General features: G+C 47.3%; 19 protein-coding genes. 7 read left to right on the top strand and 12 right to left on the bottom strand.

All coding sequences use genetic code 11. The features are described 5' to 3' along the window. Positions 1 to 128 precede the first annotated feature (128 nt). Entirely contained in the window at positions 129 to 668 is a 540-nt protein-coding gene (locus BFP72_RS02940) for a flavodoxin (protein WP_099597684.1), read from the bottom strand. 256 nt (positions 669 to 924) lie between these two features. Further along, on the bottom strand, positions 925 to 2568 hold the full coding sequence (locus tag BFP72_RS02935) for a glycoside hydrolase 43 family protein (protein WP_221406462.1): 1644 nt from the start codon (positions 2566 to 2568) through the stop codon (positions 925 to 927). 337 nt (positions 2569 to 2905) lie between these two features. On the opposite strand from BFP72_RS02935, the gene BFP72_RS02930 reads away from it, so the two are divergent. Both BFP72_RS02930 and BFP72_RS02925 read left to right on the top strand, forming a co-directional pair. Next, positions 2906 to 6337, top strand: a complete 3432-nt coding sequence (locus BFP72_RS02930; RefSeq protein ID WP_099597682.1) for a chondroitinase-B domain-containing protein — start codon at positions 2906 to 2908, stop codon at positions 6335 to 6337. A 162-nt stretch (positions 6338 to 6499) separates the two neighbouring features. Then, on the top strand, positions 6500 to 7648 hold the full coding sequence (locus BFP72_RS02925; RefSeq protein WP_099597681.1) for an MFS transporter: 1149 nt from the start codon (positions 6500 to 6502) through the stop codon (positions 7646 to 7648). Here the strand turns inward: BFP72_RS02925 and BFP72_RS02920 are convergent. The 9 genes from BFP72_RS02920 to folP form a co-directional block, all read right to left on the bottom strand. Next, positions 7637 to 8023 (bottom strand): CBS domain-containing protein, encoded by a 387-nt coding sequence (locus BFP72_RS02920; RefSeq protein WP_221406461.1) that lies wholly within the window; start codon positions 8021 to 8023, stop codon positions 7637 to 7639. The two genes, BFP72_RS02925 and BFP72_RS02920, sit on opposite strands and share 12 nt — an antisense overlap. 134 nt (positions 8024 to 8157) lie before the next feature. Beyond that, on the bottom strand, positions 8158 to 9069 hold the full coding sequence (locus BFP72_RS02915) for a flavin reductase family protein (protein WP_099597679.1): 912 nt from the start codon (positions 9067 to 9069) through the stop codon (positions 8158 to 8160). Next, positions 9070 to 10302: a fumarylacetoacetase gene (gene fahA, locus BFP72_RS02910; RefSeq protein WP_099600664.1), complete on the bottom strand. Its 1233-nt coding sequence runs from the start codon at positions 10300 to 10302 to the stop codon at positions 9070 to 9072. Between the two features lie 62 nt (positions 10303 to 10364). Beyond that, positions 10365 to 11018: a 3-oxoacid CoA-transferase subunit B gene (locus tag BFP72_RS02905; RefSeq protein WP_099597678.1), complete on the bottom strand. Its 654-nt coding sequence runs from the start codon at positions 11016 to 11018 to the stop codon at positions 10365 to 10367. A 2-nt stretch (positions 11019 to 11020) separates the two neighbouring features. Next, positions 11021 to 11716, bottom strand: coding sequence for a CoA transferase subunit A (locus tag BFP72_RS02900; protein WP_099597677.1), 696 nt, complete (start codon positions 11714 to 11716; stop codon positions 11021 to 11023). A gap of 20 nt (positions 11717 to 11736) precedes the next feature. Next, positions 11737 to 12894 (bottom strand): homogentisate 1,2-dioxygenase, encoded by a 1158-nt coding sequence (locus BFP72_RS02895; protein ID WP_099597676.1) that lies wholly within the window; start codon positions 12892 to 12894, stop codon positions 11737 to 11739. Between the two features lie 229 nt (positions 12895 to 13123). Continuing rightward, complete coding sequence (locus BFP72_RS02890; RefSeq protein WP_099597675.1) at positions 13124 to 13615, bottom strand: DUF4293 domain-containing protein; 492 nt, start codon at positions 13613 to 13615, stop codon at positions 13124 to 13126. 48 nt (positions 13616 to 13663) lie between these two features. Next, the gene (gene cdaA, locus BFP72_RS02885) at positions 13664 to 14536 is read right to left on the bottom strand and encodes a diadenylate cyclase CdaA (RefSeq protein ID WP_099597674.1); all 873 of its coding nucleotides are present in this window, start codon (positions 14534 to 14536) and stop codon (positions 13664 to 13666) included. A 2-nt stretch (positions 14537 to 14538) separates the two neighbouring features. Further along, the gene (gene folP / locus BFP72_RS02880; RefSeq protein WP_099597673.1) at positions 14539 to 15339 is read right to left on the bottom strand and encodes a dihydropteroate synthase; all 801 of its coding nucleotides are present in this window, start codon (positions 15337 to 15339) and stop codon (positions 14539 to 14541) included. Positions 15340 to 15433: 94 nt separating this feature from the next. On the opposite strand from folP, the gene BFP72_RS02875 reads away from it, so the two are divergent. The 5 genes from BFP72_RS02875 to BFP72_RS02855 all read left to right on the top strand — a co-directional run bounded on the left by BFP72_RS02875 (position 15434) and on the right by BFP72_RS02855 (position 19487). Beyond that, the gene (locus tag BFP72_RS02875; RefSeq protein WP_099597672.1) at positions 15434 to 15973 is read left to right on the top strand and encodes a DUF1599 domain-containing protein; all 540 of its coding nucleotides are present in this window, start codon (positions 15434 to 15436) and stop codon (positions 15971 to 15973) included. 52 nt (positions 15974 to 16025) lie between these two features. Continuing rightward, entirely contained in the window at positions 16026 to 17123 is a 1098-nt protein-coding gene (locus BFP72_RS02870; protein ID WP_099597671.1) for a BT_3928 family protein, read from the top strand. Between the two features lie 11 nt (positions 17124 to 17134). Next, on the top strand, positions 17135 to 17977 hold the full coding sequence (locus BFP72_RS02865; protein ID WP_099597670.1) for a M48 family metalloprotease: 843 nt from the start codon (positions 17135 to 17137) through the stop codon (positions 17975 to 17977). Positions 17978 to 18080: 103 nt separating this feature from the next. Then, positions 18081 to 18602 carry an NADPH-dependent FMN reductase gene (locus BFP72_RS02860; protein ID WP_099597669.1) on the top strand — a complete coding sequence of 174 codons (522 nt, stop codon included), beginning with the start codon at positions 18081 to 18083 and terminating at the stop codon, positions 18600 to 18602. Positions 18603 to 18713: 111 nt separating this feature from the next. After that, complete coding sequence (locus BFP72_RS02855; RefSeq protein ID WP_099597668.1) at positions 18714 to 19487, top strand: hypothetical protein; 774 nt, start codon at positions 18714 to 18716, stop codon at positions 19485 to 19487. 237 nt (positions 19488 to 19724) lie between these two features. On the opposite strand, the gene ftsZ is transcribed toward BFP72_RS02855, so the two are convergent. After that, positions 19725 to 21401, bottom strand: coding sequence for a cell division protein FtsZ (gene ftsZ, locus BFP72_RS02850; protein WP_099597667.1), 1677 nt, complete (start codon positions 21399 to 21401; stop codon positions 19725 to 19727). Between the last annotated feature and the right edge of the window lie 18 nt (positions 21402 to 21419).

Here is a 21419-nt window from a genome sequence, read left to right as displayed (position 1 = left end):
TAATTCGTTACTGTTTTTTATATATGAATCTTTGAGGCAACATTTAGATGATTGGAATATCGAATGCACCATATAGAGCATTGATTTGCTCCCAAGTTTACAGACTGATCCATACTGATGATCATATATCAAACCTCCACCATCTGCTGAATTTCCGTTTCCAACTTCTGCATCCAGGCAGCCAACCTTGGTTCGTTCATGTCTCGCTGATTGTCTGAGTCCAACGGCAACCCGTAGAACAACCCGTCCTCAAACAACCCTTTGGACTCGTCAAAGTCATAATCTACATTAGGCCACATACCAATAATGTGTCCTCCATTGGCCAAGATCACCTCCCCCAAGATACCTAAACCATCGACAAAATACTGCGCATAGTCATATTGATCTCCCAAACCGAACATTGCAACTACTTTGCCTGAAAAATCAATGGTCTGAAATTGCTCAAAAAACCCCTCAAAATCACTTTGCAATTCGCCATCATACCAAGTAGACAAACCAATGATGATAAAATCAAAGCGAGCATAGTCTTCGACCGTCATACCCGATGCTTCTATTACATCCAGCTCCGATATGCTCCATGAATCTACGAACATTTTGACTACCTCTTCTGTATTTCCACTATCTGAGCCATAGAAAAGCCCAACCTCATTTTCTAAAAAAATCGACATGGTATTATTCGTTTTGTGTCCATAAAAAAACCTGTATTATATGAGTCATTCCTGCTTTTTGACACTGCATGTATCAAAAGCACATCATGAAGCAGTGCTTCATTAATTAGACTGATTCTAAATAAGGCAATTTTACATAGAAGTAATCCGGTATTCAATCGCTACTAGTAGCGAATTGTCAGTATTACACACTGATTGGGCATAAGAGTTCCTCATTGTCGCCGAAACGTCAGGCTAACTTGCACAATACTCCCTTTTACTCTACCACAAACTCATCGACCAATACATAGCCAGGAATCCCTTTGGATGAAGACCTTGTCGCGAAGAGCCCTGTCTTGGCACCTACCCATTTGCCCTCTCTGGCAGAAAACACCTCCCCCATCTCTCTGAATACTCTTCCATTGGTACTATAGGAAAACTGCACTTGAGCCCCTTCGGTCACCGTCAGTTTCAGCCACAATTCGGGCTCGCCCACTGACACACTGGTGAGTAGTTCTTCTGGGGTATTGCTTTCAGCTTCGATACATCGCTTGTAATTGACCTGATACCCCGTCATACTCCGCATGACCGATAGACTCCCATAATCCAAACCAAACACAACCAGCCCTGCTTCTTCTCCGTCTTTCAGCTGTTCCACATCCACTTTGACTGTGTTGCTAAACTCCTCTGCAGGAAACTTTTGCAAAAGCAGGTTAGGAGACATCCATAGGTTTGCAGCATGATCCGCTAATGGTTGTGCTGTCAATTGGAGTCGCCCTGGATGAGATTCCAGACTGTAGAAGCCCGGCTGAGGCGTGGCATTCCACTGCCATTGCAGTCCAAGTGCACTTCGCTCAAAATCATCTGTATCTACTGGATTATTTACTTCCTGCATCGGCAAATTGGGCTTGATATACTCAAGGTAAGGAAACCCTGTACCATCCCCGTCAGTATCTTCTCCAATGACTGGCCAGTCGTCTTGCCACGTGACCGGCTGTAGATGGACTACACGCCCATAAGGCCCCTTGTCTTGAAAATGCACAAACCAATCCTCACCATTGTCTAGCGAAACCCATCCCCCCTGATGCGGGCCGTTGATCGGAGTGTCTCCTTGTGCCAATACTATTTTCTCCTCATAGGGACCGTAGATATCCTTTGAGCGCAGCACCAGTTGCCATCCAGTCGGGACTCCTCCTGCTGGGGCAAAGATGTAATAATATCCATTGCGCTTATAGAACTTTGGCCCCTCGATGGTCGGATGCTCCTGATGTCCATCAAACACCACCACTCCCTTATCCAATATATATGCCCCGTCGGCTGATAGTTCTACCACCTGCAGCAAACTCTTGACACCAGCACGACTGTGCGCAAAAGCATGGACCAAATACACCTTACCGTCCTCATCCCACAGTGGGCTTGGATCGATATTTCCATAAGCTTTTTTGACGAGTATTGGCATAGACCATTCTCCTTTTGGATCCTCGGTCTGCACCATGAATATTCCCCGATCTGGGTCTCCCCAATAAATATAAAACAAACCATCATGGTAGCGAAGACAAGGGGCCCACACCCCATTGCCATGCTGAGGGATATCATAATAATCTCCAGGAAATGCAGGCACGGCATAGTTGATAAGCTCCCAATTGACCAAATCCTTGGAATGCAAAATTGGCAAGGCGGGAACCGAATTGAACGACGAAGAAGTCATGTAAAAATCCTCTCCTACCCGACATATGTCTGGATCAGAATAATCCGCATGAAGGATAGGATTGCGATAGGTCCCATTTCCTTGATCTGGAGACCAAGCTTGAGACACCCACGTAGTAGCCTGCCCATGAACCACTCCACTCATCGCCCCATTCCATACGAGGATACAGCATAAAATTTTAGATAAAAGTCTGCGACTTATCGATCCACACATTGAGCTTTTTATTTTCATAATTAAAGAATCTTTCCTCCCTACTCATAAAAATAACATAGCCACTCCTCACAGGACGTTTCATCTCCTATCCAATAAAACACAAATCCTATTCACCCCACCACTCTTCTACGACAAAGGCAGTCCCCACTCAAAACCCCATCTACATGATTACAAAGGGGTTAGACTCATTTTTTCTTTAAAAAATCAAATATTAACATAAAATTATCTTAATTTCATGGCTGCATGATTGGTCAACCATTCAATTGGGTATTCAATTAATTGATAACCAAATAATGGATTGATGATGAATTACTAAACATTAAAAGACTAAATTATTATGAAAACCATTCCCTCAACCTCAAGAGGACAGGCTTACTGTGTTCTTGTGTTTTTGTGGCTACTGTGCATGACCGTACCACAAACTTTTGCTGCAGACTACACGGTCAATTCAGCCAGTCAATTCAACGCTCTAAGTCTGTCTCCCGGCGATGTAGTCACATGGATCGACGGCACCTACAGCAACGACGCAAACATCACCTTCACTGCCAACGGCACAGCATCGAACCCTATCATTCTCAAAGCAGAAAGTCCAGGCGGTGTGGTATTTACAGGAGAAATGACCATGGACATCTCGGGTGACTATGTGATCGTCGATGGCTTCTACTGGAACGGCGGAGCAAGTGCCAACAACCATGTCGAATTCAGAAAAAGCAGTGCGTATGCCAACAATTCCACCATCCGCAACTGTGCCTTCAACAACTTGACCCCCAGCGGCACGGACAAACACCGCTGGATCGTATTCTATGGCACAAACAATACCGTAGAGAACTGTTCTTTCCTGAACAAAAATAGTCCGGGCGCATTGCTTTTGGTTGAGCTAGAATACAATGACTTCAGTCCCGTAGGGCATCAAATTCGCAACAACTATTTTTACAACTATGTCAAAAGAGACCCCAGTACGACTCACTCAGGAGATAGCGAAACCATCCGCGTGGGCACAAGTGAGTTTCAAGACAAAAGTGCAAGTGTGACCGTAGAGGGCAACTACTTCTACAAAGCAGATGGAGAAAACGAAATCATTACCAACAAAAGCGCAAACAACACCTACCGAAACAATACCTTCCGTAGATGCAGAGGTTCTCTAGTGATGCGTCACGGGGCAAGCGCTACAGTGGAAGGCAACTTCTTCCTTGGTGAAGGAGTCGAAGGCACAGGAGGCATCCGTATCACGGACAGCTACCACGTCATCACCAACAACTACTTCCAAGACCTAATCAGTACAGGTGACAAGTGGAACAACGGTATCACTCTTGTAGGGGGATCATCCACCTCTGGAGGCACAGACAATGGTTACCAAAAAGTAGACGATATCGTAATAGCATTCAATACGCTCTACAATGTCGAGTCCCCAATCTTCTACAACGACCGATCAAGCTATGACCCGACAGGAATACTCGCCTACAACCTCGTGTATTCTACACTATCAGACATCGTAGGGGGAGACATCTCCGGCACAGGGCAAGGCATGACCTATGAAGGAAACCTCTTCGGTGGTTCTACAATTGGCATATCCAACTCAGGCATCACCGAAGGCAATGCTAACTTCTCTGCCAGTGGCGAGATTTTCAAGCCCAACAGCTCCGGCCTAGCTGCCAACGCCGCAGGCAGCAGCTACAGCGCGACCGTCAACTTCGATATCGAAGGACGCACTCGTCCCAACTCCAACATGGACATAGGAGCACACGAAGTCTCTGGTGGCAGTGGCAGTGCCACATTTGCTCCGCACACCCACAATATGGTTGGTGTTTCAGTGGGTGCTTGTTTCTTGGATGCAACAGGTGGTTCGCTGAGTCAATGCGGAGTAGTGAGCGATTATTTGACAGTATCCACACTAGATGAATTCACCTCTGCAGCTGGAGACAAAACCGCCACCATCTCTGCCAATGTAAACTGGTCTGCGGTCACCAGCCAATCATGGATCACGATCAGCCCAAGTAATGGATCAAACAATGGCCATCTCACCGTATCCGTATCGGCCAACTCCTCTGCATCCCCGCGAACAGGCTCCGTAACTGTCTCAGGAACGGGAGTATCCGCCTCAACCATCCTCGTCAATCAGGCGGGGTATTCCGCTCCCATTGCAGTCACAGGAGTAAGCCTCTCACCAAGTACCGCTACGATAGGTATTGGCGGCACGCTGCAACTCTCGGCTGCTGTATCTCCAACCAACGCACTAAACCAACAAGTCAGCTACAGCAGTAGCAACACTTCCGTCGCTACAGTCAACAACGCCGGTGTGGTCGCTGCTGTATCGGTAGGGACTGCAACAATCACAGTCACGACCGATGATGGCTCCTACACGGACAATAGTACGGTCACTGTCACTGCTCCATCTACAAACACAAATCTCGCAGAAAGCAAACCAATATCAGGAACTGGCACGGCAGACGGATCCAATATCGTAGAAAACCTCGTCGATGGCTCTACAACTACAAGATGGTCCGTGTCCGGTTTTCCACAGACTGCCACCATTGACTTGGGGGCGATCTACAGCTTGGAAAGCACCGAGGTAACTTGCTACAATGACCGAGCGTACCAATACACTGTCTCCGTATCAACAGATGGGAGCAACTACTCCCAAGTGGTCGACCGCTCATCCAACAGTACTCCTGGTACCGACTCCAGTCCGATCATCGACAACTTCTCTGCCGTCAATGGTAGATACATCCAAGTGACCGTCACTGGCGCAGAGGTATACACAGGATCCTGGGTGAGTTTGACAGAGTTCAGGATATTTGGTGAAGCCGTGACAAATACTGTAGACGTATCTAGCGTGTCATTGTCCCCCTCTAGCGTCACGTTATTCGTAAACGATACACAGCAGCTGTCCGCAACAGTCAGCCCATACAACGCAAGCAACCAAGACATAAGCTACAGCAGCAGCAACACGGCTGTCGCAACCGTCAATGGCTCAGGTCTAGTCACCGCTCAAGGAACGGGGTCAGCAACGATCACCGTAACAACAGACGATGGAGGATACACAGCCAGCAGTACCATCACGGTAACTCCTGTCCAAACAAATTCTAACGTGGCACTATACAAGACCGCAACCTCCTCTAGCGAACAGTCACACAACCCCGCCTCCCACTTGGTAGATGGTGATCCAGACAGTAGATGGTCTGCACAGACCTACCCCCAATGGGTCGTAGTTGACCTAGGGTCAATACACACCATCAACGGCACAGAGGTCATCTGCTACAACGACAGGGCCTACCAATACACGATCGAAGCATCCTCGGATGGGAGCAACTATGCACAAATAGTCAACCGCAGCAGCAACACTACGGGCGGATCCAACTCCGCTCCAATCAGTGACTCATTTGCCAGTACCAATGCGCGATACATCCGTCTCTCCGTATCAGGTGCCAATGGCTACAGTGGAGATTGGGCGAGCATCGAAGAGTTGAGAGTATTCGGGTATTCTGCTGCACGAATCCTGTCCGACCATACAGAGTCCGTGAGCCTGGACTTGACCCCAAAGCTGAGCGCTTACCCAGTGCCTGCGACCAACGTACTCCACGTCGTACTCGCAACACCTGAGGACTTCCAAAAACTAGAAATATTAGACATGATGGGTAGGATTTTGCATGCGACCAAAGTCTCTAACGAAACAACCACGCTGGACGTCAGCAACCTACATCAAGGTATGTTCTTCGTCAGAGCATACAAAAACGACAACAGCATCGAAATACTAAGATTTTCAAAATAAGTCTTCTTATAATGATTGAGGGCGGGCGGATTCATTTCTGTCCGCTCTTATTATATTGAGTTTACACACTCCCATCTCTTCATGTTTTCTAGCAAAAAAGAAATCCAAGATTGATCATTCATTCGTTACTTTGCCGCACACTACACTTTGCGTCCAGCGAATATGAATCCTAAAAAGTCTAGAATATCTGTCAGCATTTTTTTCCTCATCCACGGTATCAACCTTGCCTCTTGGGCTTCTCGCATCCCAGACATCAAAGCAGCCATGGACATCAATGACGCTCAAATGGGCACACTACTCTTGGTCATGCCGATCAGTTCGCTACTCGGACTAGCCAGTGCAGGATGGATACTGAGGAGTTTTGACAACAAGGTTCCACTGATCTACGCCATGATTTCTCAGTGCATCGCTCTAGCTGCCATAGGTCTCAGTACAAACCTCATCGCCTTGGCTGCTTCATTATTTTTCATGGCTCTCTCCTTCCGAATTGGGGGCATAGCTATGAATACTCAAGCGGTCATCTTACAAAAATCCTATGCCAAACCCATCAACGGATCGTTTCATGCAATGTGGAGTTTTGGAGGCATATTGGCCGTTGGGCTTACCTCTCTGATGATTACTCTCCAGGTTCCTACTGCTTCTCACCTGACTTGGGCAGCCGTCGGCATGGGAGCGGTCTCATTGATTAGCTACCCATACTTACCCTCTGGAGACCGAGCTACTGAAGGATCAAAAATCAAAATGGGCAAACCAGACAAACCACTCTTTTTGCTGGGTATATTGATTCTCCTAGCTTCCTTTTGTGAAGGAGGTATGTTTGATTGGAGTGGTGTCTACTTCAAAGACGTTGTACACGTAGAAGTGTACACGGCAGGCTACTTCACCTTCATGGTTTGTATGACTATCGCCCGCCTGCTCTTGGATCAAATGATTGCAAGAGTCAATAAAAAAACCATCTATATCGTCAGTTCACTATCTATTGTGACAGGCATACTTCTGGCTGTACTCCTTCCATTCACTGTACCAGCTATGCTCGGCTTCTCTATTGTCGGGATGGGTACCGCAGTGGTGGTACCGACGACTTTCCTACTTGCAGGCGACTCCCCAAAATACTCTGCCGGCATGGCCATCTCGATCATCTCTAGCTACAGTATCGTCGGTATGCTCTTCGGACCGCCCTTGATAGGTTTCATGTCAGAAGCCTTTGGACTGCAATTCTCTTTTCTGTTCTTTGCTGCTATGGGGCTACTGATCCTACCTGTATCGCTACTCTACTTCTCGGCAGTACAAAAAGCAGGATCAGTCGCTTAGACGTATCATGTATTTGATCAAATCGGTTGTCGTCACGATACCCACGAGTTCATTGTGGTCCGTGACGGGCAATGCATGAAAATGCCCCTGCAAGAAAATATCTGCCGCCTGCTTGATCGTATGATGTACAGGTAGGGTCACTGGGTTGCCCTTCATCAATTGCTTCACAGTCATCACATCGAGAAGTGAGTCTACTTTGGAAAAATCCGTATCACTTGCATCCTGACTCAATCCAGCGATATCCGAATGACTAATAATACCCACCAAGGCGCGATCCTCCAACACCGGCACATGACGAATTTTGATCTGAGCAAAAACATTGAATACTTCGCGAATGGTATCTGACGCATCTACAGTGATGACATCTCGGGTCATGATGGTTGATATTGGCTCGTTTATGGACATAGCGTGTATTGAGTAGTGTTTAAACATGCTAAAACTAAAGCATTATGAATTGTCGCCTTTGATTTTTTGTACAAAAAATGAGTTTTCAGACCATAAGAACAGCCCTATTTATGAAAAAAAACGTCCCCCGCAAATACTAATGCGAGTGCTTCTCGGTCTTGACCTGCCTCCAACAAAGCTTGCACTTCGTGATGCATGGCCTTGAGTCTCGCCTCTCTAGTAGTGTGCTTTGCGAGCGCTGATTGTACTGATGCAGTACGCTGAGAATCCTCGATCTCCACTGCATTCGGGAGTCTCTCTTGGTTGCCCAGTCTCCCCAGATTGTTGCCGGTCAGCACCGTACTGTCCCGCGCACTGGCAGGCAATTGATCTACACCTATCCCCTGTCGCTGCAGTGGTTTGGGGATTTCGAAGAGCGCTTCTGGGATCATACGCCCGTACCAACTGCCTCCCATCCGAGCCACCAGATTCAATCTGGGGGTGTCAAGTTGACGGTTTTCATCCAAGTACTCTTCCCTTACATGCACATGTACCACTTCCGCAAAAACGAGGTTTCCAGCACCGGGACCATCACCCAGCGCCTTGACCTCCGTCACACGACACTCGAATGCCACAGGAGCCTCTCCCACTCTAGGCGGCTGGACCTGCACGCTAGGCCGCTGCGTCAACCCCGCCTTGACGAACTCATTGACTCCCTCGGCATACTCTGTGCTCGACAGAGACATCTGCTCCACGATGGGGTGATTGACAATATTGATCACTACCTCTGGTACAGCGAGTACATTCTCCAGCGTGTGCTTGGTCGTATTGTCTCGTCCTCTCCTAGACGGAGAAAAAATCATAACGGGCGGGTTGGAACTAAACACATTGAAAAAACTAAAAGGACTCAGATTGACTCGCCCCGTTGCATCTACCGTGCTGGCAAAACAGATCGGCCGTGGCGCCACGGCCGACAGCAAATAGTGGTGCAATTCGGCCTGTGACAAATCCTTAGGGTCAAAACTCAAATCAGCCATCTAATACGCTTTAGCAGGTAAAATCTGTGCAGACACTTCCCCAAAACCAACACGTACACCGTCCTTGTCCGCATATCCACGCATCGTGACGGTATCTCCATCCTCGATGAAACGACGCACCGTGCCGTCTCGCATTTCTATGGGTTTGGTTCCTGCCCATGCCAATTCCAACATGGATCCATAAGCATCTGGTGTAGGACCTGAGATCGTCCCAGACGCCATCATATCACCGACATGCACATCACAGCCATTCACCGTATGGTGCGCAAGCTGCTGCGCCATGTTCCAGTACATGTGTTTGAAATTGGATCGACTGACTACCTGCTCTTCGCTCCCTTCGGGGCTAATCGCCACTTCCAACTGGATATCGAAGTTGCGATCACCCGTCGCTTCAAGATACGGCAAAACTTTCGTTTCTTGCTTCGGTCCAGCCACCCGAAATGGCTCCAGTGCTTCCATCGTCACTACCCAAGGCGAAACAGACGACCCAAAATTCTTGGCCAAAAATGGCCCCAGCGGCACGTACTCCCATTTCTGTATGTCACGCGCCGACCAGTCGTTGAATAGCACCTTCCCAAAAATATACTCCTCTGCCTCAGCAGTCGACACCCGATCTCCCAGCGACGTATCTTTCCCGATGATGTAGCCCATCTCTAATTCAAAATCCACTCGTGACGATGCGGCAAACACCGGTTCGGTAGCATCCTTGGGCAGCACCTGCCCCATCGGTCTGTGGATCGGCACCCCGCTCACCACGATGGATGAGGCCCTGCCGTGATAGCCCACCGGGATGTGCTTCCAATTGGGCAGCAAAGCATGCTCAGGATCACGAAACATCACCCCGACATTGGTAGCATGTTCGATGCTAGAGTAGAAGTCCGTATAGTCACCTATGCGCACTGGCAAGTGCATCTGCACCTCCGATTGATCAATCAGCAACTCTGGAGATGCTCGCAATGGAGAGTCCTCCTCACACAGCAAGCGCTGTACATCAAGACGCACTTTCCTTGTTACGTTTTTTCCTAGTCGGATAAAATCGTTGAGATAGTCTTGCGCAAAAAAAGCAGACGCTACATCCAGCATCTGATTTTCGGACAGACCGAATAGGTTCACCACTTTGTCTCCTATGGCAACTCCTACATGCTTTTTTCCTCCTTTCTGAGAGTAGATCCCGAAAGGTAAATTGTATATACTAAAATCTGACTCTGCCGCTATCGGCAACCAGCTTTTCATTTCTATCATATGGTATTGTTGTTTTTCATTCGGGTTAAACCTAATAGCCTATCGGCTTCCGATTAAATGTTCATCTCGGGGATATCTCCTGTCACAATCAACTTGCCTGCTGTAGCAGCCTCGATCTCTGCGACTGTCACTCCAGGTGCTCGTTCGATCAGTACAAAGCCCGCTCCTGTCACCTCTAGCACCGCTAGGTTCGTCACGATTCGCTTCACACAACCTACTCCCGTGAGTGGCAGACTACACTGCGGCAAGAGTTTCGATTCCCCTGACTTACTCGTGTGCATCATCGCGACGATGATGTTTTCGGCCGATGCGACGAGATCCATCGCTCCACCCATCCCCTTGACCATCTTGCCGGGGATCTTCCAGTTGGCAATATCTCCCGTCTCGGACACCTCCATCGCACCTAGCACCGTCAACTGCACGTGTCTCCCGCGTATCATAGCAAAAGATGTCGCTGAGTCAAACAATACCGCTCCCGGCTTTAGCGTCACGGTTTGCTTGCCAGCATTGATGAGGTCGGCATCTTCTTCGCCCTCGTAGGGGAAATTACCCATCCCCAAGATTCCATTCTCGGACTGAAACTCCACCGCAATATCATCTGGCACATAGTTGGCGACTAACGTTGGGATACCGATCCCGAGATTGACATACCACCCGTCTTGCAGTTCTTGCGCGATGCGCTTGGCTATTCCATGTTTGTCTAGCATACCTATCGGGTTCTAATGGTTCGTTGTTCGATTCTTTTTTCATAGTCCTTGCCCTCAAATATCCGCTGCACGAATATCCCCGGCGTATGAATGTAATTAGGGTCTAGTTCGCCCGGCTCGACCAGATGTTCGACCTCTGCGATTGTGACCCGTCCAGCCATCGCCATTGGCGGATTGAAGTTTCGCGCTGTGCCTTTGTAGATCAGGTTGCCCAGTCTATCCCCCTTCCACGCCTTGACAATTGCAAAATCAGCCGTCAGTGCCGTCTCCAAGATATGCGGCTTCCCGTCGAAGACCCGGACTTCCTTGCCTCCTCCCACCTCTGTCCCATAGCCAGCGGGCGTATAAAATGCCGGTATGCCTGCTCCTCCTGCTCTACAGCGCTCGGCCAGCGAACCTTGAGGGATCAGGTCAACTTCGAGCTCTCCATTGAGAAGCTGTCGTTCGAATTCCGCATTTTCCCCGACGTAGGAGGAGATCATCTTTTTGATTTGTTTTTGCTGCAAAAGCAGCCCCAGGCCAAAGTCATCCACTCCAGCATTGTTGGAAATGCAGGTCAGCTCCTTGACTCCTGACTTCACCAGAGCGGCAATCGCATTTTCGGGTATCCCACACAGTCCAAACCCTCCCAGCATGAGCGTCATCCCGTCATGGATACCTGCTATGGCTTCCTGCGCATTGTTTACTATTTTATTCATCGTCTTTCGGTGTTCATCTGCTATTCTATCCAAGATTTATAATACTGCCTGTCATCGATACGCATAGCATTTTCGGTGAGCATCAGTGGGCGAAACGTATCGATCATGACTGCCAATTCTAGCGTTTCTTTTTGTCCGATACTCTTCTCGTAGGTACCCGGATGAGGCCCATGCGGTATCCCTGCAGGGTGCAGGCTGATGTTGCCTGGCGCGACTCCCGTACGACTCATGAAATCTCCATCCACATAGTAGAGCATCTCATCCGAGTCGATATTGGAGTGATTGTAAGGCGCAGGAATGGCCTGTGGGTGGTAGTCGTAGAGTCGCGGACAAAACGAGCACACCACAAAAGCCGAGGTCTCAAAAGTCTCATGCACGGGCGGGGGCTGATGCACCCGCCCCGTGATAGGCTCGAAGTTGTGAATCGAAAACCCGTACGGGTAATTGTAACCATCCCAACCTACCACATCGAATGGATGCGTTTGATAATGCAAGTGATGCAACATGCCCTGCTTTTTGATTTTGAGAAGGAAGTCTCCCGTCTCGTCATGTGTCTCCAGATCCTGTGGCAATTTGTAATCTCGCTCACAGTAGGGAGAGTGCTCCAGTAGCTGCCCAAACCAATTGCGGTATTTCTTCGGAGTATAAATCGGCGTGAAGGACTCAACGTAGAGCAGCCGGTTGTCGGTCGTATCAAATTCGATCTGATAGATCATTCCCCGAGGGATCACCAAATAATCCCCATACTCAAAAGGGATATTCCCTACGAGCGTATGCAGCGTACCCGATCCTCGGTGCACAAACAGCAGTTCGTCTGCCGAAGCATTCTTGTAGAAATAGTCACGCATCGACTGTTGTGGAGCAGCTACTCCGATGATCAAATCACCATTGACCATCAGTGGTTCGCGTGCCTCTAAATAGTCCCCTTTCGGAGCGACATCAAAAGTCAACAACTTTTTGGAATGAATGTTTTTGTCCACAGCGATCCGTGGACTTGCATCGATGGACTCAGCAATATCCGTCACCATCGTAGGTCGACGGTGGTGGTAGAGCAGCGAGGACATACCGTCAAATCCGATCGTTCCAAACAACTGCTCATAAAACAGCGAATCATCGGGCTTTCGAAATTGGGTATGCCGCTTAGGAGGTATCCTACCAAGTTTATGATAAATGGGCATATGTCTGTTGTTTTGGGTGTTGTAAGTCAAAGACTTCCTCTTCGAATCACTACCTAATTTTAATCATTTTTTAGCGAAAAAACTCAAGAATCTCTTCTCCAAAAACGTCCCGTTGTCTCTAGATACCAAGCCCCAAAACAGCAAAAGCCGTTCTCTCACAAGAACGGCTTTTTGTCTCATCTACTCACAAGCGAAAATTCGTCAGAACCTCACCATGAGTAAGTATATCTTATCGAATGCGGTCTGCGGACCTGACCAAACGCTCGTCTTTGCGAATGAAACGATTGGAAATCATATTGAACAACATCGCCGCTACGAACAGATAAAAACCAAAAAGGTAATTGCCCTGTACATTAGGCAAAAGTATATGCTGCCCTTCCATGATGAAGTACACAGACAGACCTAAAGCAATAGCCATAATCAAAGAGTTCAGTGCGTTCAATTTGATTTGCAACATTCGGTTGTTGAACTTCATCATAGAATACAACGCCAAACCAGCGGCCAAAAGAACCACAATAGCGATGTAATAGGTCGGTTGCTCCATGATCACCTGCTCTTCACCTGTATCGATATCCATCTTGGTATGCACCAGAGATAGGGCCGTCAAGGTTACTACTTCACTTTTCTCAACATCCACTTTATTCCAAAGCGGAAAAAACACGAGGGTAACTAAACTTGCTGCTACGAAAAACAGGAATACAGATTGAATGCGTTGTATCATAAGTTATTGACTTTCAAAATTTCGGCAAAGCTAAGAAAAGCCCTTGAATTATGCCTCGGTGATGGGTGTGATGTTCGAATTTGTTTCTTCTTCCTTGCTACTCGCCTTGCGTCGTTTGTCTGCCATAAAGTAGTCCGCGATTCGACTCTTGACTTCTTTGGTAGAGAGGTTGTGCTCAAATTCACCGTTGCGTGCAGAAGTAAGCTGACCCGTTTCTTCTGAAACGATCACCACCAGTGAATCCGTATTTTCGGACATTCCGAGGGCTGCTCTGTGACGCAATCCATACATCGCAGGTACATCATCGCGCTCGGACACCGGCAGGATGCAGCGTGCAGCTACGATTTTGTTACTGTTGACAATGATCGCTCCATCGTGTAGTGGTGACAGCTTGTTGAAAATCGCCAAAATGAGTCGCTTGGAAACCAAAGCTTCCAAGCGATCGCCCGAATCGGCAAAAAATTTCAACTCCGAATCTCTTGTAAACACAATAAGCGCACCTGTATTGGCTCCACTCATTGTCTTGATCGCATCTACAATAGGTGTCAATATGCTCAGATGATTCTCATCAAATTTTTCCTTCCAAAGGGATTTTACATTCTTAAAAATATTACCCTCCTCAAATATGGTCGTCTTGCCCAAAAGCAAGAGGAACTTGCGTATCTCCTGCTGAAACAGAATGATCACCGCGATGACTCCCACTCCCATAAACTGCCCCAAAATGATACTAACCAGCTCCATATCCGCGGCTTGCACGACCAAGTAGATCAAGTACAAAAACAAAAAGCCTAAAAAGATCTTGATCGCTACACTACCACGCATCAGCTTGTAGACTTGATACAACAGTACTGTCACGAAGAAAATATCAATTAGATCAACCCAACTGATCTCTAAAAAACCTATGTGAAATCCTAAAATCACGTTTATTTATCCTTTAATGCTTCAAACAATACGACAGCCTCTTTGGCTTCCTTGACGTCATGCACCCGAAGAATGGACGCCCCCTTCATCAAACTTACCATGTGCAACGCTGTGGTTCCATTGAGTGCCTCGCCTGGTCCACAATCCAGTGTCTTATAAATCATCGATTTGCGTGACACTCCACACAAGACCGGTACGTTGATCAACCGAAGGAGTTCCAATTTGCGCATCAATTCGAAGTTCTGCTCCGTTGTCTTGGCAAAACCAAAGCCTGGATCAATGATTACATCTCGGACCCCATTTTTCTGAAACAAATTGAGTTTTACGTTAAAATAATCAATAATATCTGAAACCAAATCTCCATAATCGGTCATTTGCTGCATGGTCTCAGGATTGCCCCGCATGTGCATCATGATATAGGGGACGTTTCGACTACTCACCAGTGCAAACATATTTTCATCCAGTTCACATCCTGATATGTCGTTGATCATGGCTGCTCCCTCTTCTAAACACGCCTCCACCACTGCGGCACGAAAGCTATCGATAGACACTACAGCTTCAGGAAACTCCTTCATGATACACCGCACCGCACTCACTGCACGTGCGCGCTCTCCCTCCATACTCACCTCTAGGGCACCGGGCCGACTCGAATAAGCTCCCACATCTAGGATATCTGCTCCCTGTTTGAGCATGTACTCCGTTTGCGTCAGTAAATCATGGTCAGATTGAATTTTGCCCCCATCATAGAACGAATCTTGAGTCACGTTGACAATCCCCATGATTTTGGGATGGGACAAATCCATCAGCTGACCCTTTACATTTATAAATTTAGGAGTAGGTGTTGCAATCAAAATGATTAATTTTAGCCGCTAAATGAACGTAGAAAATCACGGATAATTGGAAGAACAAACAGTAAGCGAATATAGAGAAGTTATCAAGGCTTGTAAAGATATTTTTGAAAAGAAAACCAAGGACTATGGTACGGCCTGGCGAATACTTCGCAGCTCCTCTCTGACCGACCAGATATTTATCAAAGCCAAAAGAATCCGATCGATTCAAGAAAAAGGTGAGCAGAAAATCCAAGAAGATATTCGAGGGGAGTTCATCGCCATCATCAACTACTGCATCATGGCAATCATCCAGCTCGACTCCCAGGACGAACAGCGCTTGGAGATCCCTTACGAAGAACTCGAACCACGCTACGACCAGATCGCCGACAGTACCATGCACTTGCTCATGAATAAAAACCACGACTATGGCGAAGCATGGCGCGACATGCGTGTCTCCTCCATGACCGACATCATTCTCATGAAAATCCTGCGTACCAAGCAAATCGAAGACAACCAAGGCAAAACCCTCATCTCTGAAGGCGTAGATGCCAACTACCAAGACATGATCAATTATTCAGTATTTTGCTTGATCCTGTTGGGCAAGTAGCTCAACACAAAGCACCTGAAAGCCGTACTAACACAGCACAACAATTCAAGCTATGAATCTAAAACACATCAATACCGTATTGAAATTCCTCGTCGGAGGGCTATTCATTTTTTCTGGTCTGATCAAAATCAACGACCCTGTGGGTACCTCCATCAAACTAGAAGAATACTTTGAAGTGTTCTCCGTGCAGTTTGCTGAATTCTTTCATCTGTTCGTGCCAATAGCCCTACCGCTAGCAGTAATCTTGGTCATATTAGAAGTCGTGTTAGGCATCGCACTCATCGTCAACTACCAACCGAAATTGACGCAATACACCATCCTTGGACTGATCATCTTCTTTACGTTTTTGACCGGATACTCTGCCATCACCAACACGGTGACAGATTGTGGCTGCTTCGGAGATGCTATCAAGCTCACTCCGTGGGAATCCTTCACCAAAGACATTGTGCTACTCCTGCTGATCGTCGGCATCATCGTACTGGACAGAGGCAACAAACGAAACGCTACCATGGCAGAACATGCAGCCATCGGATCAGCCAGTGTATTGATGCTACTCCTAGCAGTCATCGCCATCAACCACCTGCCCTTCATTGATTTTCGAGCCTACAAGATTGGTGACAACATCGCAACGAACATGAAACCTTCTGCGGATTTCATCTACGAGTATGTTGTAGAGAAAGACGGCAAGCAGTATACATTCAACGAATACCCCACAGACAAATCCTACACCTTTGTATCGATGACTCATGTCAATCCAGAAGCAGGGCCAAAGATTACGGATTTCGCCGTGTGGAACGATGAAGGAGACTACACGGAAGAAATATTGAAGGGCAACAAGCTTTTCATCATCCTCTACGATGTGAGCAAATCCAATGTGGAGTGTCTCAATGACATCAATACACTGGCCCAAGCTCTACATGGGAAAATAGACGTCTATGTCTTGACGGCCTCAGCGGCGGCTACCTACGACGCATTCGCAGCGGAGCACCATATAGACCTTCCGTATTACTACACAGATGCGACAGTATTGAAGACCATCACACGATCCAACCCCGGCCTCTGGCTACTCCAAAACGGTACGGTGAAAGGAAAATGGCACTACTATGACACCCCTAATTACTCAGAAGTGCTAGATTTGCTGAAACTATAAATCAAATTGTCATGAATTTTTCTACTCTAGTGCGTCATGCACTCCTACTGTGTACCCTTGCATCGGTACTAACCTCCTGTGACAAAAACAACAACATCTCCTTGTTTTCGGTAGCCAATGACCAAGAACTGGGCTTACAAGTTTCAGAACAAATCGCTGCGGATCCAGACAACTACCCTCTCCTCCCCGAAGAAGGCAATGAAGAGGCCTATGCCTACCTACGCGCCATGACTGACGAGATTTTGAACTCAGGCCAAGTGCAGTACAAAAGCGAGTTTGCTTGGGAAGTACACCTCATCGATCAAGATGTACTCAATGCCTTTTGTACACCAGGCGGATACATCTATGTCTACACAGGGCTGATCAAATATCTCGACAATATCGATGATCTCGCAGGTGTCATGGGGCACGAGATCGCACACGCTGATTTGAGGCACAGCAGTAGATCGCTACAAAAACAATATGGTGTAGGTATACTACTCAGTATCCTACTGGGCGATGAATCAAGCCAGCTGGCTGAAATAGCGGCTGGATATGCCAATGGGTTGGCTGCTTTGAAATTTTCTAGAAGTCATGAGTCAGAGTCCGACGATCGCTCTGTCGAATACCTCGCACACACTGACTATGCCTGCAACGGCGCAGCAGCATTTTTTGAAAAACTGCAAGAAGATGGCATGACCTCTGACAACTTGGAGTTTCTCAGCACACACCCGAGCCCAGACAACCGCATTGCCGACATCAACAGCAAAGCAAATGAGGAAGGCTGTGACACCCATCTCAGTGATGATAGCACTTATGGGATGACCTATGCAGAATTCAAGGCACTCTTCGAGACACCAGTGTCGACCCAATAATTAATCAATTTCGTCGATCTGCATATCTAAAAGACCCATCAAATCCCACGGCCCCTACTCAAGTCTAACCGTTGGATCAAGGGTAACCAAAGAACAAAACATCATGATTACTATCATCAGTGGCACCAATCGCAAAAACTCTGTCTCAAAAAAGATTGCACACATCTATCAGTCTATCCTGCAGGACAAAGGACAAAAAGCTGAAGTAATTTATTTGGAAGACCTGCCTGCGGACTTTGTCACCACAGCTCTCTACGAAAATTCAGGAAAAAATGAGCTTTTCAATCCGTTTAGAGAATTGATCATGCAGTCGCAAAAAATGATATTCGTCGTGCCTGAATACAACGGCTCTTTCCCAGGCGTGTTGAAGGCCTTCATTGACGGGATGCAATACCCTCATGCGTTTCGAGACAAAAAAGCCGCTCTAGTAGGTCTATCCTCTGGGGTTCAAGGCGCAGGATTGGCCCTTAGCCATCTCACTGACATCTTCAACTACTGTGGCATGCACGTCCTCGCTCAAAAACCCAAACTCGCCCGCATTGAGGACAATCTCAGTGAAAACAAACTCTCCAAACTCTACCATAGCCTCCTCGAAGAACAGGTAGAAAAGCTGTTGATATTCTAATCCATACGAGCCTAGTGCTCTACCATGATGAGGAGAGCTAAATCCTGAAAAAGGCACCGTCATGTCATGCATAGCGATTATATTGTATACTTGACTATGAATGCTCCGACTATGAAGAATCTCTTACTCATCCCACTCCTAGCTTTGCTTTTCCCCGCATGGGGTCAAACCACACCCCACGGCATACGTCGTGAAGAAGGTCTGCCCGTCGCAGCACTCCTCCTCAAAGAAAAATACAACGTAGATGTACTCAGAATCAACTACGGAGGAGAGGAGATACTCTCTGGATACTACGACTACAAACACAGCGGCAGACGATACCACGGCCTGTGGAGCATCCGGCTGGAGCATGGAGCAGAATTGGCTAGATTGGTTGATGTCCAGTATTATCAATCCAATAGTGGGCTCTGGAAAAATGTCATGGAAGAAGACCATAGTGCCAAAGAGCATCGCTTGGCCAACCATTTCATAGAAGAGCTCAAAAACGAGCTCTCTGATCCTAAAACCGTACAACGTGCGCAAGAATGGTTCTTTTATGGCGTAGAAACCAATGTCGTACTATACAATAACGCGACGGCTGCTATGGGCAAACAGTGGTTTGAAGACATCCTAAAAGGAAAGCAAATCAACTGGAAAATGAGTGTCCATGAAGTGAAAAAAGTAGACAATGGCTATGAAGTGGTATACATTCATCAACGCGCACCCAAGGAAAACACGATGAGTCACGAACTCATTCGTTTGTTCGTCACACAACTCACCGACAATCCAGATGTAGCCTACCACGCCATGGGACAGACCGTAGACCTACAGGGCACATGCCAATCCATTCGTTTCGAGTCAGGACTATTTGTCCTCAGCCTAGAGGCAGATGATTCGACAAAATAAGAAAATCTATCACGATAGTATCAGATGGATTTTCAACTATGGCGGGAAGTATGTGCTCGCTCAAAAGCCCAAACTATCCCGCATAGAAGAAAACTTGACAGAAAATAAACGTTCAGACCTATACCCAGCAGCTCGAAGAGCACGTGGATAAACTTCTGAAGTTTTAGGTTAAAAGCTCGAAGTGAAAGCACAGCAATCCTTAGATCACCAGCCACTTTTTACTTTTAGCTCCTAACGTTAGTCTACATTGTCATGCAAAAACTTGTTGCCACCTAGCTGGTGGTCTTCATTGAGGCTAAACTTGGAGACGAAACTTTCAGACGAAAGGGGCACATTCTTCAAATCAACTTGCTTACGCTGATACGCAGGCACCTCAAACTTCTCTTTGAACGAAGAGGTATCGACAGTCTCCTGATTGTCATTCAATCCGTTGAGTTTTTTGCGACGCTCTTCAGACTGCTCCATGAGTAGGATTTTGCGAGATGGTGGATGTGCCATCCCGTCGAGTTCCTCTAGAGGTTCATCTCCTGGATCTTGCTGAGCGATCTGCTTCGACTTCATAAACAACTCCCTCATCTCCATTTCAAAAGGATCTTCTTGCTTTGGTTGAGGAGATGGTTGCTCATTCGAACGATAAAATGTCTCTGGCTCTTCTCTACGCTCAGGCTTCTCAAATTGAAATGACTTCATTTTCAACTGAAAATCCTCTTCAAATCGGTCTTCACGACTTTGCTGTGCTCTCGTCTCTCCAGAAAACAACTCAAATTGCTGCTGTTGTTCGTCTCTCTCCAATTCGTATACTTTCTTCTCTGTCTCCTCAGGAGCAGCTTGAACTTGAGGCTGTGCGGGTGCTTGCGCTACGGGAGGTGCTGACTGTAGAGGCTGAGTAGTCTCCGTCGCAGTAGGTGCTGCTGCGGGGATTTCAATTTGACCATTCTTAGCTTGCTCGAATCCTGTCGCAATGATCGTCACACGAATGCTATCACCCAACGAAGCGTCGACACCATGACCAAAGATCACCTCTGCTTCATCTCCTGCGATGTCTTGCATAAAATCGGTAATCTCCGTCAATTCGTCCATCTTCAATTCGGCCTGATCACCAGAGATGATCGACAAGAGGATCTTATCAGCTCCTTCAATATTTTGGTTGTTGAGTAACGGGGAGTTGATGGCCTCCTCGATCGCACGGATCGCACGACTCTCTCCAGAGGTCTCTGCGGACCCCATGACCGCTCCTCCGCTGTCTTTCATGACTGTCTTTACGTCTTCGAAATCGACATTGACATACCCTGGTACAGTGATGATCTCTGCGATCCCTTTGGCCGCAGTAGTCAAGACATTGTCAGCTTGTGCAAATGCCTGATTGAGTGATAGATTACCAAACGCTTCGAGCAACTTGTCATTGAGTATGACCAGTACAGTGTCACAATTGGCTTTGAGTGAGTTGACCCCTTCCATCGCCTGACGCATTTTTTTCTTTCCTTCGAACTTGAATGGCACTGTCACGATACCTACGGTGAGTATACCGAGCTCTTTGGATACCTGAGCGATGACAGGCGCAGCACCTGTACCAGTACCTCCACCCATACCTGCCGTGATGAATACCATCTTGGTATCCTCATTGAGCATATTTCTAATTTCTTCTTTGTTCTCCAATGCAGCGTGCTTCCCCTTTTCAGGGTTGGCTCCTGCTCCAAGTCCCTCGGTGAGGTTGACTCCTATTTGGAGTTTGTTTGGAATTGGACTCACATTGAGCGCTTGTGAATCCGTATTGCACACGATGAATTCTACACCTGTGATGCCTTGGTTATGCATATGGTTGACGGCATTGCTACCGCCTCCGCCTACACCAATCACCTTGATGATCGATTTGTGGTGTGTAGGCAAATCAAATTTAAAACTTCCTTCTGTCATGTTTTTAAAGTTTAATTC

Source organism: Reichenbachiella sp. 5M10 (genome assembly GCF_002742335.1).
GTDB lineage: Bacteria > Bacteroidota > Bacteroidia > Cytophagales > Cyclobacteriaceae > Reichenbachiella.
Note: the sequence above shows the minus strand (reverse complement) of the source record. Positions and strands in the feature narration are given on the sequence as shown.

Coding starts and splice junctions, on each gene's coding strand:
- BFP72_RS02940 (WP_099597684.1), bottom strand. CDS start 668: ATGTCGATTTTTTTAGAAAATGAGGTTGGGCTTTTCTATGGCTCAGAT.
- BFP72_RS02935 (WP_221406462.1), bottom strand. CDS start 2,568: ATGTGTGGATCGATAAGTCGCAGACTTTTATCTAAAATTTTATGCTGT.
- BFP72_RS02930 (WP_099597682.1), top strand. CDS start 2,906: ATGAAAACCATTCCCTCAACCTCAAGAGGACAGGCTTACTGTGTTCTT.
- BFP72_RS02925 (WP_099597681.1), top strand. CDS start 6,500: ATGAATCCTAAAAAGTCTAGAATATCTGTCAGCATTTTTTTCCTCATC.
- BFP72_RS02920 (WP_221406461.1), bottom strand. CDS start 8,023: ATGACCCGAGATGTCATCACTGTAGATGCGTCAGATACCATTCGCGAA.
- BFP72_RS02915 (WP_099597679.1), bottom strand. CDS start 9,069: ATGGCTGATTTGAGTTTTGACCCTAAGGATTTGTCACAGGCCGAATTG.
- fahA (WP_099600664.1), bottom strand. CDS start 10,302: ATGAAAAGCTGGTTGCCGATAGCGGCAGAGTCAGATTTTAGTATATAC.
- BFP72_RS02905 (WP_099597678.1), bottom strand. CDS start 11,018: ATGCTAGACAAACATGGAATAGCCAAGCGCATCGCGCAAGAACTGCAA.
- BFP72_RS02900 (WP_099597677.1), bottom strand. CDS start 11,716: ATGAATAAAATAGTAAACAATGCGCAGGAAGCCATAGCAGGTATCCAT.
- BFP72_RS02895 (WP_099597676.1), bottom strand. CDS start 12,894: ATGCCCATTTATCATAAACTTGGTAGGATACCTCCTAAGCGGCATACC.
- BFP72_RS02890 (WP_099597675.1), bottom strand. CDS start 13,615: ATGATACAACGCATTCAATCTGTATTCCTGTTTTTCGTAGCAGCAAGT.
- folP (WP_099597673.1), bottom strand. CDS start 15,339: ATGGATTTGTCCCATCCCAAAATCATGGGGATTGTCAACGTGACTCAA.
- BFP72_RS02870 (WP_099597671.1), top strand. CDS start 16,026: ATGAATCTAAAACACATCAATACCGTATTGAAATTCCTCGTCGGAGGG.
- BFP72_RS02865 (WP_099597670.1), top strand. CDS start 17,135: ATGAATTTTTCTACTCTAGTGCGTCATGCACTCCTACTGTGTACCCTT.
- BFP72_RS02860 (WP_099597669.1), top strand. CDS start 18,081: ATGATTACTATCATCAGTGGCACCAATCGCAAAAACTCTGTCTCAAAA.
- BFP72_RS02855 (WP_099597668.1), top strand. CDS start 18,714: ATGAAGAATCTCTTACTCATCCCACTCCTAGCTTTGCTTTTCCCCGCA.
- ftsZ (WP_099597667.1), bottom strand. CDS start 21,401: ATGACAGAAGGAAGTTTTAAATTTGATTTGCCTACACACCACAAATCG.